1 protein-coding gene is annotated in these 1,708 nt (G+C 40.3%); it reads right to left on the bottom strand.

Features of this window, described 5'->3' with window-relative positions; genetic code table 11:
- On the bottom strand, positions 1–1,708 hold a 1,708-nt coding region (locus AC3WVG_RS11670), incomplete at both ends, for a M14 metallopeptidase family protein (protein ID WP_488798292.1).

The raw sequence follows: 1,708 nt of genomic DNA, 5'->3' as shown, positions 1-1,708 counted from the left end.
ACGTGCTTTAATACCTTGCTGTAACAGACTATTGAGCATTTTTGGGGCAAGCATGTCGTCCCAAGCAAATCCGTAGGCATAGTTTTTAGTTAGCGGCGTAAAAACAGGCTGTTTTGCTTTTTGCCAAGCCGTAGTATCAACCTCTAATCCCCAGCGGCTGTTTACTTTAGCAAATGGTAAATTAAACGCATGCGCTAATGTCCAACCTGATACATCGTAAAAAGTGTTATCGGCAAAGTTTTGCTGTTCACTAAAAATAGCTTTAACTAATCGGTATTGTGGTTGCGCAAGCGGCACAAAATAGCTATTAGCGGTAAAGTTTTTACTTTCAGCTTTTAGTCCCTCTTTAACTGGATAAGCATTAATTTGGTGCTGTTTAAGTATGCTTAAAAAGTCGTTAGTACGTGTTTTGTCTTCCCCACCTTGAACAATATAGCCTTGATAGTCTTCATCTTTTGCTAATGTAACTGCTTTGTTATAAAAGTTAGCTTGGTACTCTAGCAAAGCTTGGCGGTTATCAATCGCTGCTTTAAACGTAGATAAGCTCGTTAAAAGTTGGTTTTTAATCGTAAACGCAAAAGTTAGCGGGCCATTGATCGTTTCTTGAATATGACCGCGAGAACTTGCTTGTTCAAATAAAATACCGACACCACCATTTACATCAGGGTAAGTTGAACCTTTGCCATAATAAAAGTCATCAAAGCTTTCTTCTGTAAAATACAGTGCGTTGTTTTCATCTAAAGTTTTTGCATGATAATTTGCAATTGCTTTGGTTAGGCTCACATTTTCTTCAGGGGTAATGGGGTGTTTACGACTAGGGATCCCTGGCTGGAAAAAATAGCTACTGTTTGGTCCCATTTCATGAAAGTCAGTTAAAATATTAGGCTTCCAATAATGAAACTTGGCTATACGCGCTCGCGACTCAGGGTGCTGCAGTAAAAGCCAATCACGATTTAAATCAAACCAGTAATGATTAGTACGGCTACTTGGCCAGCTCTCTACATGCTCACGCGTTTGCGGATCTGACGATAAGTTCATTCCACGATTACTATTAGCCCAATTAGCAAAACGTGCTAAGCCGTCTGGGTTAAGCGACGGGTCGAGTAAAATCACCGTGTTGTTAAGTAGCTCATTTATTTCATCACCTTGCGCGGCTGCTAAATAATAAGCCACTAGCAAGGCAGCATTACTCCCTGACGATTCGTTACCATGAACGCTATAACCCATCCACACAACGCTTGGCTGCTCTGCTAATTTATTGTTTGAGTTATTTAGGCGAGCTAAGTGTGCTTGGCGAGTTTGTTCTATATTTTTTAGTTTGTTAGCTGCGGTAATAGTGAGCATAACTAGTGGGCGCTGCTCGTGGGTACGACCTATTACTTCAAAATTAACTCGATCGCTTTTTTGAGCCAAAATTTCCATATAGCGTACAAGCTGATCATGCCTTACATGCCATTCACCCACTTGATGACCAAGTACTTTTTCAGGTGTTGGAATGCTGGGATCAAATTCAACCTGTTGCTCAAAATAATACGACAGGGGCTTTGCCACACTTGAAAAACTGGCTAGTATCACCACTACTGTTAATATAAACCGCATATAAATCACTCTAAAAATGTTTGTTAATTGCACGCTACCATTGCTTAAAATAGATGCCAACTTTTTACGTTCAACACTAGCCGCAACACGATGAGCGGAGTATGATATG

This window comes from Desulfovulcanus sp. (genome assembly GCF_982781345.1).
The sequence above is the reverse complement of the archived record's forward strand: the minus strand, read 5'-3'. Positions and strand labels throughout refer to the sequence as shown.